This window comes from Maribellus maritimus, from assembly GCF_022267315.1.
Lineage (GTDB): Bacteria > Bacteroidota > Bacteroidia > Bacteroidales > Prolixibacteraceae > Draconibacterium > Draconibacterium maritimum.
In genome coordinates this window covers 131,097-147,488 of the sequence record NZ_JAIKLE010000010.1, presented here as the reverse complement: position 1 = coordinate 147,488, position 16,392 = coordinate 131,097, and the positions used below count along the sequence as shown (strand labels likewise).

The 16,392-nt window shown below is 38.4% G+C and carries 14 protein-coding genes and 1 tRNA gene; 11 read left to right on the top strand and 4 right to left on the bottom strand.

The genetic code is table 11. The features are described 5' to 3' along the window. Window position 1: 1 nt before the first annotated feature. The 4 genes from K5G00_RS11175 to kdsB form a co-directional block, all read right to left on the bottom strand. A complete protein-coding gene (locus K5G00_RS11175; protein WP_238766243.1) occupies window positions 2-2,803 on the bottom strand; it encodes a bifunctional YncE family protein/alkaline phosphatase family protein in 2,802 nt (933 codons plus the stop codon). A 73-nt stretch (window positions 2,804-2,876) separates the two neighbouring features. Continuing rightward, window positions 2,877-5,117: a phospholipase D-like domain-containing protein gene (locus tag K5G00_RS11170; protein ID WP_238766242.1), complete on the bottom strand. Its 2,241-nt coding sequence runs from the start codon at window positions 5,115-5,117 to the stop codon at window positions 2,877-2,879. Window positions 5,118-5,192: 75 nt separating this feature from the next. Then, window positions 5,193-5,558, bottom strand: a complete 366-nt coding sequence (locus K5G00_RS11165; RefSeq protein WP_238766241.1) for a T9SS type A sorting domain-containing protein — start codon at window positions 5,556-5,558, stop codon at window positions 5,193-5,195. 183 nt (window positions 5,559-5,741) lie between these two features. Next, window positions 5,742-6,491, bottom strand: coding sequence for a 3-deoxy-manno-octulosonate cytidylyltransferase (gene kdsB / locus K5G00_RS11160; protein WP_238766240.1), 750 nt, complete (start codon window positions 6,489-6,491; stop codon window positions 5,742-5,744). A gap of 131 nt (window positions 6,492-6,622) precedes the next feature. Between kdsB and K5G00_RS11155 the strand changes: the two genes are divergently transcribed. From K5G00_RS11155 to K5G00_RS11105, 11 genes are all read left to right on the top strand, one after another. Further along, the gene (locus K5G00_RS11155) at window positions 6,623-7,900 is read left to right on the top strand and encodes a sigma-54 interaction domain-containing protein (protein ID WP_238766239.1); all 1,278 of its coding nucleotides are present in this window, start codon (window positions 6,623-6,625) and stop codon (window positions 7,898-7,900) included. Further along, window positions 7,893-8,414 carry an LptE family protein gene (locus tag K5G00_RS11150; RefSeq protein ID WP_238766238.1) on the top strand — a complete coding sequence of 174 codons (522 nt, stop codon included), beginning with the start codon at window positions 7,893-7,895 and terminating at the stop codon, window positions 8,412-8,414. The genes K5G00_RS11155 and K5G00_RS11150 overlap by 8 nt, the downstream gene beginning before the upstream one ends. Before the next feature lie 3 nt (window positions 8,415-8,417). Continuing rightward, entirely contained in the window at window positions 8,418-9,020 is a 603-nt protein-coding gene (locus K5G00_RS11145; protein ID WP_238766237.1) for a hypothetical protein, read from the top strand. A gap of 10 nt (window positions 9,021-9,030) precedes the next feature. Next, a complete protein-coding gene (gene secG, locus K5G00_RS11140; RefSeq protein WP_238766236.1) occupies window positions 9,031-9,408 on the top strand; it encodes a preprotein translocase subunit SecG in 378 nt (125 codons plus the stop codon). 395 nt (window positions 9,409-9,803) lie between these two features. Further along, entirely contained in the window at window positions 9,804-10,082 is a 279-nt protein-coding gene (locus K5G00_RS11135; RefSeq protein WP_158864533.1) for a co-chaperone GroES, read from the top strand. A gap of 25 nt (window positions 10,083-10,107) precedes the next feature. Further along, window positions 10,108-11,751, top strand: coding sequence for a chaperonin GroEL (gene groL / locus K5G00_RS11130; protein ID WP_262921334.1), 1,644 nt, complete (start codon window positions 10,108-10,110; stop codon window positions 11,749-11,751). Between the two features lie 226 nt (window positions 11,752-11,977). Further along, window positions 11,978-13,312 carry an NADP-specific glutamate dehydrogenase gene (gdhA, locus tag K5G00_RS11125; RefSeq protein ID WP_238766235.1) on the top strand — a complete coding sequence of 445 codons (1,335 nt, stop codon included), beginning with the start codon at window positions 11,978-11,980 and terminating at the stop codon, window positions 13,310-13,312. A 124-nt stretch (window positions 13,313-13,436) separates the two neighbouring features. Beyond that, complete coding sequence (locus K5G00_RS11120) at window positions 13,437-14,201, top strand: TatD family hydrolase (protein ID WP_238766234.1); 765 nt, start codon at window positions 13,437-13,439, stop codon at window positions 14,199-14,201. A gap of 30 nt (window positions 14,202-14,231) precedes the next feature. Next, the gene (locus K5G00_RS11115; protein WP_238766233.1) at window positions 14,232-15,275 is read left to right on the top strand and encodes an asparaginase; all 1,044 of its coding nucleotides are present in this window, start codon (window positions 14,232-14,234) and stop codon (window positions 15,273-15,275) included. Between the two features lie 70 nt (window positions 15,276-15,345). Then, window positions 15,346-15,433 (top strand) — tRNA-Ser (locus K5G00_RS11110). Window positions 15,434-15,580: 147 nt separating this feature from the next. Next, window positions 15,581-16,384, top strand: coding sequence for a MotA/TolQ/ExbB proton channel family protein (locus K5G00_RS11105; protein ID WP_238766232.1), 804 nt, complete (start codon window positions 15,581-15,583; stop codon window positions 16,382-16,384). Window positions 16,385-16,392 lie beyond the last annotated feature (8 nt).

The window sequence follows — 16,392 nt, the reverse complement described above, 5'->3', positions numbered from 1 at the left end:
ACTAATTTTCTTTTTCCCTGTTTTCCAGCCGATATTCGTCCCGCTCTTTGCTTTCCTGAATCATATCTTCTTTGTCATCCATTACCGGGGATTCTTCCAGTGCTTTCCAGTCGAAATTCTCGTCAAAAGGATCCAGTGCTTTTTGAGGCTCAAAAATTCTTGAATCAACAGGAATAGCGTTATATGGGGTGTAATCAGGAGAGTCGGTGAAAAAATCGGACATATCGTTTGCCCCGGCGTCATATTGATTTAAATAGGGTAATCCCAGGATATTCCAAAAAGTTTTAAAAATACTGCCAAAGCTGTAATGGAAATGGCTCACATAATCTTTTTTCACCCAAGGAGAAATCAACATTAATATACTTCTGTGTGCATCAACGTGATCTACTCCGTTTTGAGCATCATCTTCTGTAATTACAATCAGCATGTTTTTCCAATAAGGTGTATGAGAGAGGAATTCCACGATACGGCCAACTGCCAAATCGTTATCGGCCATGTAACTTTCGCGGAATGGGTAGCCAGCTTCCGGTCGATCGCCCGCGCCATGATCATTGGGGATAATAACCGTCATAAGGGCCGGCATCGTGTCTTTTCCGGCTATCCATCTGTGATTAAACTCCTTTTGGAACTGATCAATGCGGAATTGATCGGGAATGGCCATATTGTAGGTCGGGTATTGTTTTGAAGTCCGATCCCAGATCGGTTGTGGAAGGGGGTAGTTTATATAGTGTCGGTTTCCCTGATATTTATATTGGGCTTCATAAATCGACGGTTCGAACATGATGCTGAATCCAAAATTGTAAAAATCAATTTTGTTCCGCTCCAGGTGGTCCCACATCGAGCCAGCCTCGTTGTAATCTTCCGGGTAAATGGCTCCGGCAGCACCGTTCATCGCATAAACGCCTGGCGCTTTTGATTCAAACTTAAACCTTCGATTTCCGCCATAACTTGCTGCAGTACAGGTTTCAGTCCATTCATTTGGATAAGTGTTTACCAGCCAACGATGTCCGTCAGCTGAAACATCGGAATCTACATAAAAATTATCAGAGATGGCAAAATCTTTGGCAATTTTCAGGTGGTTCACCATTACATCAGCGTTTTCAACAGAAGCTGTTTGCTCACTGTTTGCAAATGATACTCCGGTTCCGTAACGTGCCAGTTGAGGTTCTCCTTTTCCTTTTTTTATCTGTCCAAAAATTTCATCATAGGTTCGGTTCTCCTTCGAAATAAAAACAATATGTTTTATCGGGCTCTCTTTTTCTCCGGGATAAAGCGGCACAGGGTTATTTTTACGCTCTGCAAATTTGTCAGACGAAGCTCTTTCAAAATTAAAATTGTTTGAGATTACTTTCTCTGTAAGCGATCTCAACGCTTCATTTGAAGGGATATCAAGCACTTGCACTGTTCCTTTCATTAATGCTCCGATATAGCTTCCTTCAGGACCGCGGTTAAATGTTGAACCTCCGTTGGGCCCGCTTCCAAAACCTTTGGCATTGGCCACAATCAACTGTTTACCATCGTTGCTTACTTTCAATTTTGCCGGGAACCAACCTGTTGGAATGTACCCTAGTACTTCAAGTTCTTTTGTATCGACAACAGCCACCGCATTTATTCCGGAACAAGCCACAAAAAGTTTCTGATTGTCGGGTGAGAGCGCTAATCCAAAAGGGATTACGCCGCGAAATTGTTTGATTCGTTTGTCAGGTTTTAAATAAATAGTTTGTACAACTGTATCTTGTTCAATTGAAATGACAGAAATATTGTCGTTCGTTCCGTTGGTGACAAAAACATAATCGTCGGTGGCAACCAGCGAGTTTGGGCTTGCACCACCAACAGCCGGAATGTCTTCAACCATTGCTCCAACCAAATGTCCCGTTTTGGTTTTCGCAATAACTTCTGGTTTTTGCAGATCTTCCAAACTAACGGTAAAAACTGAAAATCCTTCGGATGAATTCATTTCTCCCAGCCCAGGAACCTCTAAACTGTCGGTTTGAATACCTTCAATCATCTCCTTACTTCCGTAGGCAAATGGTGGATATTTTAAAGCTTTTTCTTCAACATTGTCGGATGTGATTCCTTTTACCATGCTGTATTGAAACATCCCCACATTTGCTACATACACCTTTTTTTCGTCGGGTGAAAGACAGATTCCAAACGGGTATCTTCCCACCGGAATATTTTGTTCCAGCTGATTGGTTTCTGTGTTTGCAATTATCATTCGAAAACCAATCTGGTCAACGGCAAACAGTTTTTTCCCGTTTTTTGAAAGTGTTAAGTCTCCAATGTAACCATGGGTATAATCAATACTGTCTGATTCAAAAGAGCAATCGATAAATCCTTTCTTTTTACCTGTATTTAAATCAAAAATGAATATCTTATTTTCCTGTCCGCCGGCAACATAAACCACACTGTTGTCTTTTGAAACAGCAAGTCCCATAAAAACTGATGCCAATACGCCACGGTCAGTAGCAGGTCCCGGAGGAATTTGCTGAACTTCGGGATTTTCTGACAGTATGTTTCTGATGATTGTTATGGAAAGCGGACTTGTTCCAGAATTGGCTGTTACTGCAGTGTTTCCATCAGGACTGATAGTTAAACCAAAAGGGTGGGGAGCAACAACAATACTTTTTCCGACCGGAGTCAAAAGTCTTCCGTTTGGTATAACGGTTTCGCCTGTATTGTTTATTTCTACAAAGCGGTCCCCTGCCGGAGCAGATGTTATCCAAGGATCAGGATTTTTGTCATTTGTACATGAAAATAAAAAAAACAGAGGGAAAACAAGAGTGAAAATAAATCTGTGCATTTTTCTTTTTTTTATTAAAGATAAGACAGACATCCAATTTATTCTATTGATTCAGTAATAAATTGAATAAGTTTTAATTAATAAACGAGTGTTTTATTATTTTATATGTATTCTGTTCTCCGGTTTTAAGATTTATTTTTAACACATAAATACCAGGGTGTAGAGTGTTTATGTTCAGTGTTTTGTGTGTTGAATTCAGATTTGTATTTTGAATTATTTTCTCGCCTGTAAGCGTGTAGATTTCAATCCCGGCAATTTTTTTTGCCGAGGAAATATTTATTTTATCAGATGTTGGATTGGGGTAAACCTGTAAATCTGTCATTTCAATCGATTCTGCTTTAACATACAAGTTTCCCCCATTTTCGGAAAAGCGAAAGGCAAATTGTTGAAAGTAAATATTTGCAATATCAGCATCGTGGATAATTAACGTGTTTTCGTCGTTTCTTTCGTTTGCCGAGTTGCTCCAATTATGACTTCCGGTAATAATTTGCGGATCGGAAGTTATGTCTTTCGAGTCGATTATGGCTAGTTTACTATGTAAAACTCCACCTGAGATGTCATCAAAAATATATTTTTCCTGAAGCAAGTTGGTTGCTAACATATCATTTACCGATTCCGAGTTATCGTTTTCAAAGTTTGTAATAACGTTCACTTCAACATTTCTTTCAAACGCATCATTGATGGCCATTGCCAAATCAGTTCGGGTAATTAACATCGTTTCCACACTTAAATCATGGTTGGCGGTATTAACAACATCTATTATTTTTTGATTTGTATTGTCGGAAGGGCTAAAGTAGCTTTCAATTCGATTTCCGTCAATAATAAACTCATGAGGTGTATTATCCGTTTTGTCGGCTCCAAATCTTGCATTGGCAGCGTTGGGCTGGTTGGTAGTTGAACCCCACATTTCCTCAAATTCAATTTGATAAGCTTTGGCTAATGTTTGATCCTGAATAAACAAAATGTTATTGGCATCGGTGTTTATTTGATTGCTGGTCAGGTTTGCTGAACCCGACCAGACCCACGGTTTTTTCGCATCAGCAGAGTTTGCATCGAATATGGCGAATTTGTTGTGCATGATCCCGCCATCCTGAACTTCAGGTCTTTCTATAACAGGTATCCTGGCATTCAGATCATCAACGCCCAAATGATTGGTAGAACCGCAAGTTATAAAACGAATTTCTACCCCCCGGTCGGCAGCCTCGTTTAAAGCGTCGCTGACGTCGCTAATGCCATAATTGTTTATATTGTAGATACAAAAATCAATTGTTTCTTCTGCCCGGTTTATATAGGAGATCAAAGTGTCTTCCATCGCATTTTCTATATATTTTGCCAGAGGACCAGTTGATTCCGACTGGTCGACCTCAGTGTTAAAATAAACATTGATTTCGCCTGTTGAACTTGACTGAGTAGCATAAGCACTTACGGAGGAAAAGGCAGTGTCTCCATCCAGAACTGAGAATGCCTGTGCATAAACAATTGTAGCAGGAGTGAGGTTGCTGATATAAATTTTGTGTGAAAAAGTATTTTCAGAAGTTATTTCTGTTTCAGATTTTAAATATTCCCAGTCAGACATCTCGGGAGAAAGTCCGAATCGCACTTCGGAAGTAGCATCCACATTTGTTTCCCATATCAATGAAAAACAGGTGGTTGTAATTTCATCAATTTGAACAGGAGATTTTAAAGTCACCGAAGCATAGGAGACAAAATCATCTATATCGCGAGGAAGTAATTGGTATCCGGTTTGATTGTCGTTAGTATTGTATAAAAACTGAGAACAAATGGCAATCAAACTGAATTCACCCGTAGGGATAACTTCACCAACAATAGGAGAGTTGGCGTTTATCCTCAATTCCCCGGTTGTCTCTCCACTGATAAAATCGTAATTCTGACCTCCCGCAAAAGTTCCATTTGCGTTTACAAAGGTTATATTATTTATCTGGACTAATTGGCTTTCATTCGCTTCACCAATTTCATCGACTGTTAAAACCAGGGGGACAGGTAACTCATTCCCTGAAGATACAACGGTTACTGATTGAATAGGATCCAGTTCAAGAAGATTTTGGTAATCTTTTAACGTTCCCGTTATCGTAATTGAATCTCCCCTTTTTATGTTTGCCAGAGAGGCTCCGTATGCTGCTAATCCAGCAGTTTCATCCTGAAAATAACGGATGGTCCCCAATTCATCTCCGTTCGTAACAATCCCGCTAACCGTAACTTGCTGTCCAACGCGATCTCTGATATCTGCTATTTTTTCCTGAGAAAAAAGTGAAATGGAAAATAGCAGACAGAAAAAAGTAACAATTGTTTTCAAACCTCCGGAAATTTATTTTGAAAGAAAAATAGGTATTTTAAATATGTGATTTAGTCTTTATAAAAAGCTAGCTTTTTATCTCGCTGAAACTATCAATTTTTTAGCCATCAGTTTGTTTTCCGTTGTTTTTACCTGAATTAAATATAGTCCATTTGGAGTATTATTAAGCGAAAGCTCAACTCTGTCAACAGGAATGATATATTTTTTCAGTATCACAACTTTTCCCGCAATATTGGTAATTCTAAGTTCAGTTAGTTCCTCATTGTCTATTTCAACTGTTAATTTTTGTCCGGTGCAGGGATTTGGAAAAACTTTCAAATCAATTTTCGCATTTATATCCAATGAATTTTTATTCCAATGAGAAGATTCATTTTCTTGTGTTTGCGAAAACCCCACAAAACTTATAAATGAGAATATTAATAGTAGTAAAATCTGTTTCATAGCTCTGTAATTTACATCATGAGTAGAACAAATAATATGCCTTTTTTATATACGACAATATAAAATGGTAATAGTTGCAACAATGTCCCGGATAATTCTCCTGATTCTTCAAAAAACACCTTTCAAGTTAACAAATAATTTAAATAAAAGATGTTTTTTGTGGTTTTTGAGCGAAGTATAACTTTACTTTTTTGTTGAATTTAAGAAATTTAGAGCCATTTTCAAATCTTCCGGGGTATCTATTCCTATGCTCTGATGATCGGTCTCAGCAACTTTTATTTTGAATCCGTTTTCGAGCCAACGCAGTTGTTCCAATGATTCAGCCTTCTCAAGTTTTCCTTGGGGAAGCATTGTTATTTTTTGAAGTACATCAGTTCTGTAAGCGTACATTCCAATATGTGCCCAGTAATTAAACAATGTGTGCCATATTTGTTGCTCCTTTTCCCGTAGATAAGGAATTGGTGAGCGGCTGAAATAAAGCGCATTGAAAGAAGCGTCAATGACAACTTTGGGGCGATTGGGATTAAAAAGTTCATCGGAAGTTTCAATTTTTTTTACCAGAGTGGCGATTTCAGTGCTGCCTGAAAAACACGATTTTAAAAGTTCGATTTGTTCGGGTTGAATAAAAGGTTCGTCACCCTGTACATTGATGACCACATCAAATTGAATCTCCCGGGCCAGGACACGTGCTGCCTCTGCGCAGCGATCAGTGCCGCTTTGGTGTTCTTTTGACGTCATTACAGCATTTCCTCCAAAATTTCTTACGGCATCAAAAATCCGAGCGTCATCTGTAGCAACCCACACGTGGTTAAGTGCTTTTGATATGTTTTCAACAACCAGTTGAATCATTGGTTTATTGCCCAATATTGCCATAGGTTTGCCCGGAAAGCGAGACGATTCATATCGGGCAGGTATTATTGCTACAAAGTCCATTTTTAAAATTTTGAAACAAAGATAATTATTGAAACAGCATTTCCTTCATCAAAAATCGAACTTCTCATGTGGTTTTTGCTTCCGAATATTTTGAAACCTAAAAAAGGTTAATTCTAAATTGAAGTTAAGTAATGCCAGCGAAAAATTGTAAATTTGCGCTTTATTTATTTAGAATTATGGATATTCAGGGAATAAAACAAAGGTTTGAAATTATAGGAAACTCCCCCGGTTTAAACAGGGCGATTGAGGTTGCAGTGCAGGTCGCTCCAACCGATCTTTCGGTTTTGATAACGGGTGAAAGCGGGACAGGAAAGGAGATATTCCCACAAATTATTCATCAGTTTTCAAGCCGGAAGCATGGCAAATATATAGCAGTAAACTGCGGAGCCATTCCGGAAGGAACAATTGATTCTGAACTTTTTGGTCACGAAAAAGGTGCATTTACAGGAGCATTGTCCGACAGGAAAGGATATTTTCAGGAGGCTGATGGCGGAACCATTTTTTTGGATGAAATTGGTGAATTACCCCTTTCAACCCAGGTGCGTTTGCTTCGTATACTCGAAACAGGGGAATTTATTAAAGTAGGTTCTTCAAAAGTAATTAAAACAAATGTACGTGTGATTGCTGCCACCAACGTAAATATCCCGGAAGCAATTGAGCAGGGGAAATTCAGAGAAGACTTATATTATCGTTTAAACACTGTTCCGGTAATCATTAATCCGTTGCGGGAACGCCCGGAAGATGTTTTTCTGTTGTTCAGGAAGTTTGCACGTGATTTTGCCGAAAAATATCGCATGCCTCCCATCCAGTTGGATGAAGAAGCCCGCATTTTACTGGTAAATTATTCATGGCCTGGAAATGTGAGACAGTTAAAAAATATTACCGAACAAATTTCAATCATTGAGCAGAATCGGGATATTTCATCTGATGTTTTACGAAATTATTTGCCAAATAACAATGTAAAGAATTTACCTGCCTTGCTTTCAAATAAACAACAGGATAATTCGTTTGCCAACGAACGCGAAATTTTGTACAAAGTGTTGTTTGACATGAAACGGGATATGACAGATTTAAAAAAGCTGGTACTTGATTTGATGGAAAACAGAGAATCTCCGATTTCCAGAGATCAGGCGCAGATTATTCGAAATCTATACGACACCGAAAACGGGAAAATTGTGCCGGATGACCCGCATTCAAAACCTATTCATATTGAACATTTGGATAAAGATAATATTCAGGATACAGAGGAATATGTTGAGGAGTCGCTTTCGTTGGAAGAAAAGGAAATTGAACTCATAAAAAAGGCGCTTGATAAACACAACGGGAAAAGAAAATATGCTGCACAGGAGTTGGGAATTTCAGAACGAACACTATACAGAAAAATAAAGGAGTACGATATTAATGGATAATTATAAAAAGTTGAATTGGCTAAAGATTTTGATTTTTGCATCCGTCGTTTTTGTTACGGGGTGTAAAATAAATTATTCTTTTACCGGTGTCAATTTGTCGTCTGACATTAAAACTTATACCGTTTATTATTTTCCAAACCGTGCGCGTTTGGTCAATCCAAATCTCAGTCAGACTTTTACGGAAGAGTTAAGAGAAAAATTACAGCGGCAAACTTCGTTGAACGAAGTGCAGGATAACGGTGATTTGATTTTTGAGGGACAAATAGAAAATTACGACGTTCGGCCCATGTCGATTCAAAAAGACGATTTGGCAGCACAAAACAGGCTTACAATTACCGTAAAGGTAAAATATACAAATGGTGCCGACCCTGATTTGAGTTTTGAAAAGTCGTTTTCGGCTTACGAAGATTTTGACAGTACACGTAGTCTGAGCGATATTGAAGACGACTTGGTCCCTACAATTGTGGAAAAACTACTGGAGGATATTTTCAATGCAACTGTGGCCAACTGGTAAAAAATGCAAAAGGAAGAACTTTACGACATATTAAACAACAGAAAGGCTTTCGATAATCAAATTCAGGAGGATTTGAAAGCCGCAGTTGATGAATACCCTTATTTTCAGACAGCACAAATTCTTTATTTAAAAAGTCTGAAGGAAACATATCATCCCAATTTTGAACAGGTTTTAAAAAATGTCGCCGTTTCCGTTCCTGACAGAAAAAAACTATATCATTATCTTCAAACAAAGCATAAGGTTACGACGAATACAGAGATTGTTTCTACGGAACAAGAGGAAAAAACAGTATTTGCTTTCGATGCGGAAGGCGATAATTCGTCTAAATATTCACTGATTGATAAATTTTTAGCGTCAGATTCTGGCAAGATAAAAAGAAAATCAGAAACGGATAATGAATGGCAAAGTGGTGAAAACGAAGCGGTAAAGAAATCGGAGGAAGAGGATGGAGAGATTGTTTCCGAAACGCTGGCAACTATTTATTTGCAGCAGAAAAAATATGAAAAAGCTATCAGTGCTTTTGAAAAATTAAGTTTGAAATATCCGGAAAAAAGTGTTTACTTTGCAAGCCGAATTAAAGAAATTGAAGATTTAAAGAACATTTAATAAGCGAAAAATGTACACATTAATAACCGTTTTAATATTTATCGTTTGTATCCTTTTGGTGCTTATCGTGTTGGTGCAGAACTCAAAAGGCGGCGGTTTGGCCAGTAACTTTCAATCATCGAATCAGGTAATGGGTGTTCGTAAAACAACTGATTTCCTTGAAAAGGGAACGTGGGTGTTAGCAGCTTCTCTTTTGGTTTTGTCGATTTTAGGTTCAGCATTTATTCCACGTCAGCAAGGCGGAGTTGATGAATCAATGGTTCGCGACCAGATTGAAAATACTGTTGACCCAACTCAGGTGCCAAGTTTCCCGACTACACCTCCGGCTTCTACAAACGATCAGAATACCGAAACTCCGGCAAACGGAGATGATGACGGAGAACAGTAGGAATATAGATACAATACAATATAAAAGGCTGCTTGATAGAAATGAGCAGCCTTTTTTTATGTGCAAATTTTTCGACCTTAACTTTTTAATTGGAGTTAATCTTTTCATTTTGTTCCGGAACTTTAGATATTTCAATATTCTTTTTTGAATATTGTTTGTAACCCGAATCGAGAACTTTCTCTGCTGTCAGCATGTCATAATCAATGTCATCTGTGTTAACGTATTGATTTGTTGTTGTTTGTGTGTTTGGGTTAGCTTGGGTGAACGCTTTCGAGTGTAATTTTGTCTTTGTTTTCTGCGAATGGAAGCACTGCGGCTACTTGGCACAGAATATGATAAAGGAGGGTGTCGATTTTTGAAAAATATAAATGTTTAATGTATAAAACTAAACAACTATGGCAGATTTAAAAGGTAAAATTCTGGCAGGTAAAATCCTGGTTCAACCACAGGAAGCCGAAGAGAAGACAGTGAGTGGAATTATTATTCCTGATTCAGCAAAAGAAAAACCGCAAGTAGGGACCGTTGTGCTCGTTGGTGCTGACAAAAAAGACGAACCTATGGAACTGAAAACAGGTGATGTGGTTTTCTACGGTAAATATTCCGGAACAGAGTTGAACATTGACGGAGCAGATTATTTGTTAATGTCACAAACTGACGTTTTGTACATCGCTTAATCAAAATCAAAAAAAGAAGAATATTATGGCAAAAGAAATTAAATTCGACATTGAAGCACGCGATATGTTGAAAAGCGGCGTGGATAAACTCGCAAACGCTGTGAAAGTAACATTGGGGCCTAAAGGCCGTAATGTGGTAATTGAGAAAAAATTTGGTGCGCCACAAATCACAAAAGATGGTGTAACAGTAGCAAAAGAAATAGATTTAGCAGACGCTTATGAAAATCTTGGTGCTCAGATGGTTAAGGAAGTGGCCTCTAAGACCGGCGATGATGCTGGTGACGGAACTACAACTGCTACCGTTTTGGCACAGTCGATTGTTAATGTAGGATTGAAAAACGTTGCTGCCGGTGCCAATCCAATGGATTTAAAACGTGGTATAGATAAAGCTGTTGCAAAAGTTGTTGAAAGCATTGCAAACCAGGCTCAAACCATTGGAGACGATTATGCAAAAATTGAATCAGTAGCCAAAATTTCTGCAAATAACGACGAAGTTATCGGTAAACTGATTGCAGAAGCAATGCAGAAAGTTCATAAAGAAGGTGTAATTACTATTGAAGAATCAAAAGGTACTGATACCTATGTTGATGTCGTTGAAGGTATGCAGTTTGACCGTGGTTACATTTCTCCGTATTTTGTGACAGATGCTGAAAAAATGGCTGCTGAACTGGAAAATCCTTATATTCTTATCCACGATAAGAAAATCAGCACAATGAAAGATCTTCTTCCTGTTTTGGAAGCTACTGCCCAAACTGGTCGTCCATTGATGATTATTTCTGAGGATGTTGATGGTGAAGCTCTGGCAACTTTAGTTGTAAACCGTTTGCGTGGTTCTTTAAAAGTGTGTGCTGTTAAAGCTCCTGGTTTTGGCGACCGTCGTAAAGAAATGTTGGAAGACATTGCAATTTTGACAGGTGGATCAGTTATTACCGAAGAAAAAGGTATGAAGCTGGAACAGGCTACTATTGACATGCTTGGACAGGCAGAAAAAATTACTGTTGACAAAGAAAATACTACAATCGTAAATGGTTCAGGTGCTGAAGATGCAATAGCTGCTCGTGTTGGACAGATTAAAAAGCAAATTGAAACTACAACTTCTGATTACGATAAAGAAAAATTACAGGAGCGTTTGGCTAAATTGGCCGGAGGTGTTGCCGTAATTTATGTCGGAGCTGCGTCTGAAGTTGAAATGAAAGAGAAAAAAGACCGTGTTGATGATGCTTTAAGTGCAACCCGTGCAGCAGTCGAAGAAGGTATTGTTCCTGGAGGTGGGGTAGCGTATTTACGCGCAGTTGCCGACCTTGACAGTATTAAAGGAGACAATGACGATGAACAAACCGGTGTTGAAATTATAAAACGTGCAATAGAAGAGCCACTTCGTCAGATTGTAGGAAATGCTGGTAAAGAAGGTGCTGTTATTGTTCAAAAGATCAAAGAAGGTAAAGATGATTTCGGTTATAATGCCCGTGTCGATGAGTACCAGAACTTGTATGAAGCCGGTGTTATCGATCCTGCAAAAGTTACTCGTGTTGCCCTTGAAAATGCAGCCTCGATTGCAGGTATGTTTTTAACTACCGAAACTGTAATTGTTGAGGAAAAAGAAGAGAACCCTGCACCGCCAATGGGTGGAGGTGCACCAGGAATGGGCGGAATGGGTGGAATGATGTAAAAATCACAACTCATAATAAAATCAGAAAAGCTCTTCTCTTCATGGGAAGGGCTTTTTTGCTTTTCCAAAAACTGACGATTGTCAGATACTGCTTTTTAACATCTTTCTTGGAAGGTGTAATGTGTTGTTTTTGAGTGTTTTGGTTCTTGTTTAATATTTGGGTATTTCTTGTTTTTTATTTTTTTTGATTTCTACCTTTACACATTATTTCAAAATAAATAAAGAAATGAAAACAGATATAAATGAGTTCATTGCTGATTTGGAGAAACGAACTCCGGGCGAAAGTGAATTTCACCAGGCTGTGGAAGAAGTAATCGGTTCAGTTTGGGAGTTTTATGAAAAAAATCCACGTTATCAGAAAGCAAAAATTCTGGAGCGAATGGTAGAACCGGAGCGGGTTATCATGTTTCGTGTTCCATGGGTGGACGATCGTGGAGAGGTGCAAATAAACCGCGGCTATCGGGTTGAATTTAATTCTGCTTTAGGTCCTTATAAGGGAGGATTGAGGTTTCATTCCAGCGTTACATTAAGTATTTTAAAGTTTTTAGGGTTTGAGCAGACTTTTAAAAACAGTTTAACTACACTTCCGATGGGCGGAGGGAAAGGCGGTTCTGATTTCAGTCCCAAAGGAAAAACCGACGCTGAAATTATGCGGTTCTGTCAAAGTTTTATGACTGAACTGTATCGCCACATTGGTCCAAACACTGATGTTCCTGCGGGAGATATTGGTGTGGGCGGCCGGGAAATAGGATATCTGTTTGGACAGTATAAAAGGTTAAAAAACGAATTTACCGGAGTGCTTACCGGAAAAGGACTTGCCTGGGGAGGAAGTCTGATCCGTCCGGAAGCGACCGGTTTTGGTGCGGTTTATTTTGCACAACATATGTTTCACCGTATTGGTGAAGACATTGAAGGAAAGACAATCTCAGTTTCCGGATTTGGAAATGTGGCCTGGGGGGCAATTACAAAAATTAATGAACTGGGAGGAAAAGTTGTTACGATTTCAGGTCCTGATGGATATATTTTTGATTCTGAAGGAGTATCAGGAGACAAAGTTGAATATTTGCTTGAGTTGCGAGCCACAAACAACGATATAGTGGAACCTTATGCAGAAGAATTTGGAGCTCAGTTTTTTGCAGGTAAACGCCCCTGGGAAGTTCCTGTTGATTTGGCAATGCCTTGTGCAACAGAAAATGAAGTTGATTTGGATGACGCCAAGACTTTGGTGAAGAATGGCTGCAAGATGCTGGCCGAAGCTTCCAATATGGGATGTACAGCCGATGCTGTTGATTATTTAAGTGAGCAAATCGATTATGCTCCGGGTAAAGCAGTAAATGCAGGAGGTGTGGCTGTTTCCGGCTTGGAAATGTCGCAAAACAGTATGCGAATAAACTGGCCGCGTGAAGAAGTTGACGCACGATTAAAAGGAATTATGAAGAATATTCACGAAACCTGCGTACACTACGGTAGAAATGGAAACTCCATCGATTATGTAAAAGGCGCAAATGTTGGTGGTTTTGTAAAGGTGGCTGAAGCTATGTTGGCCCAGGGAATTGTATAATTCTGTTTTTCAAAGAGGTACCAATATTAATTTATCCTGAAATACATAAAATTTAATCTATTGATAAAATAGAAGATGTGTTTCAGGATAAAACCTTTTATATATTCGTCGAAATTTTGTTTTTATGTTGATTGATACACATTCGCATATTTATTCTGAGGATTTTTCACATGATTTCGACGATGTGATTCAAAAGGCCTACAATAATAATATAAAGAAGATTATTCTTCCCAATATTGATTCAGGTACAGCCAAGCATCTTGTTGACGTATCAAACTCTTATCCGCATCTGTGCTATCCTTTAATGGGACTTCACCCAACTTCTGTAGATGAAGATTATAAACAGGAGTTAGAGGCGGTAGAGTACTGGTTTGACAAGCATAATTTTTATGGTGTTGGCGAAATAGGTATTGATTTATATTGGTCGCAAACCTTTGTGAAACAGCAGGAAGATGCATTTCGATTTCAGGTAAGGCTCGCGAAAAATAAAAGCCTTCCCATCGTTATTCATGTAAGAAATTCTTTTAGTGAAGTCTATAAAATTGTAAAAGAAGAACAAGACGGGAACCTGAGGGGAATATTCCATTGTTTTACCGGTAGCAAGAAGGAAGCCCGGAAAATTATTGATTTGGGTTTTTTATTGGGAATAGGAGGAGTCGTTACGTTTAAAAACAGTGATTTGGATGAAGTGATTAGTAATTTTGAGCTTTCAAATTTTGTATTGGAAACGGATTCGCCGTATCTGGCGCCTGAACCTAAAAGAGGACGGAGAAACGAAAGTTCGTATTTGGTATATATTGCCCAAAAAGTAGCCGAGATTTATGATGTGCCCGTCGAAAAAGTAGCGGAAATAACAACTGCAAATGCGCGCAATTTGTTTGGAATTTAATAAATTGCATATCCATTTCATTTTATATTAATGAATAGAAATATAAATCAAAAAGCTTCTATATTAATTATATATACAGGCGGAACGATTGGAATGGTTCAACATCCGCAAACAGGAACACTTGCTCCTGTAAAATTTGATCAAATAACCGATGAAGTTCCAGAGCTAAATAAGTTTAATTACAACATTAAAACAGTAATCCTGAACCCGGTACTCGATTCATCAAATATGAATCCGGCTGTTTGGATAAAAATTGCTAAAACCATAGAGAAAAATTATAATTCGTTTGATGGGTTTGTAATATTACACGGAACCGATACTATGGCGTATACAGCTTCAGCATTGAGTTTTATGTTTGAGAATCTGGATAAGCCTATTATTTTAACTGGTTCGCAACTCCCAATAGGAACTTTGAGAACCGACGGAAAGGAAAATTTGATTACATCGGTTGAGATTGCGGCAGCACGTAAGAATGGGAGATGTATGGTACCGGAAGTCTGTATTTATTTTGATTTTAAATTATTTCGGGGGAACCGTACAATAAAAAGAGATGCTGACCAATTTAGTGCCTTTACCTCTGTAAACTATCCGGTTTTAGCAACTGCAGGGGTTGACATTCGGTTTAGCCCGGAGTACATTTATTATTCTGAGAACAAGGGGATTTTGAAAGTAAGTACAATGTTTGATGATAATGTCGTAATTTTGAAGATGTTTCCCGGGGTTAATCGAAACGTGTTTAATTCAATTTTAAACACTCACGGATTGAAAGGTGTTGTGCTGGAGACTTTTGGTTCCGGAAATGTACCGACTTCACGGTGGTTGATTAATTGCATAAAGAGAGCAATAAAAAAAGGGATTGTTTTTTTGAATATTACACAATGTGAGGGAGGAAAGGTTTCTATGGGGCAGTATGAAACGAGTTTGGAACTGTTGAATGCAGGTGTTGTTTCGGGTAAAGATATGACCACTGAAGCTGCTATCACAAAGATGATGTTTTTATTAGGACAAGGGTTGTCAGGCAATGAAATAAAAATGTATCTCAATAAAAGCTTACGAGGGGAAATTAGTGAATAGCATTATTTTTTATTCACAATTTTTTATTAATTTGCAGGCCTTATTTTTTGGCATGCCAGCATAAAACACTGGAGAGGTGCAGGAGTGGCTTAACTGGCACGCCTGGAAAGCGTGTGTACCGCGAAACGGTACCGGGGGTTCGAATCCCCCTCTCTCCGCGTAGTAGAGAAAATATTCGTGAATAAAAAAAAAGCATTCGTTTAAAAAAGGAGGCATATTATTTGTGGCAAAAGGCAATATTTTAAATATTAAAATCAATACAATCAAAAAATCAAGAGATTATTAATTAAAAATTCAAATCAATTATGAAAAGACTATTCGCGTTAATAGCAGTATTTGGGATGCTGATTTTTGGGGCATCTAACGCTGTGGTTGCACAGGATGAGGCAGCTGCACAAGAATCAACTACTACCGAGGAAGTGGATTTGGCTGCTGATCAGGAAGAAGAAGCTGCCGCAGCGGCAGAAGAAGGAAAATCATTGCACAGCCAGCTCAAACAAAAATTTATTGAAGGTAATCCTACTTTCATGTCGTTTGTATTAATCTCACTTATTTTAGGTTTGGCATTTGCAATTGAAAGAGTACTTTACCTTAATTTGGCAACCAGCAACACTAAGAAACTGTTGGCCAAAGTTGAAGAAGCTTTGGATAACGGAGGTGTTGAAGCTGCAAAAGATGTTTGTCGTACTACCAGAGGTCCGGTGGCAAGTATTTTTTACCAGGGGCTTGACAGAGCAGACCACGGTATCGACGTAGTTGAAAAATCAATTATTTCTTACGGAGGTGTGCAGGCAGGTTTACTTGAAAAAGGATTAAGCTGGATTGCATTGTTTATCGCTCTTGCACCGATGCTTGGTTTCATGGGAACAGTTATCGGGATGATTGGCGCTTTCGATGCTATCGAAGTTGCGGGTGATATTTCTCCCTCATTGGTAGCAAACGGTATTAAAGTGGCTTTGATTACAACAGTAACAGGTCTTGTTGTTGCAATCATTCTTCAGATTTTCTACAACTACTGTGTTTCAAAAATTGATAGTATTATCAATAACATGGAGGATGCATCTATTTCTCTTTTAGATTTATTGGTAAAACATAACATGAAAAAATAAGGATACCC